This is a genomic window from Delftia sp. ASV31 (assembly GCF_016428765.1).
In the GTDB taxonomy this organism is placed as follows: Bacteria; Pseudomonadota; Gammaproteobacteria; order Burkholderiales; family Burkholderiaceae_C; genus Comamonas; species Comamonas acidovorans.
In genome coordinates, this window is record NZ_JAELTK010000267.1 from 1 (window position 1) to 318 (window position 318).

At 72.6% G+C, this 318-nt stretch carries 1 protein-coding gene; it reads left to right on the forward strand.

Features of this window, described 5'->3' with window-relative positions; all coding sequences use genetic code 11:
• Positions 1-318 (forward strand): RtcB family protein (locus JHD82_RS29335; RefSeq protein ID WP_199140432.1); only part of this gene is annotated, 318 nt, incomplete at both ends.

The following is a 318-nucleotide window of genomic DNA, read 5'->3' on the forward strand; positions in this document are numbered from 1 at the left end:
CCCCCCCCCCCCCCCCCCCCCCCCCCCCCCCCCCCCCCCCCCCCCCCCCCCCCCCCCCCCCCCCCCCCCCCCCCCCCCCCCCCCCCCCCCCCCCCCCCCCCCCCCCCCCCCCCCTTTTTAATGATCCCGCGACCACCGAGATCTACACTGTTCGCATTTCGTCGGCAGCGTCAGATGTGTATAAGAGACAGGGCCTATTTCGAGGAAGGGGCCCGCTACTTTGGCGACTATGTGCGCGGCGTGTCCTGGGCACAGAAGTTCGCCATGCGCAACCGCGAGGTGATGATGGCCAACCTCATCGCCACGGTGCGCAAGGTG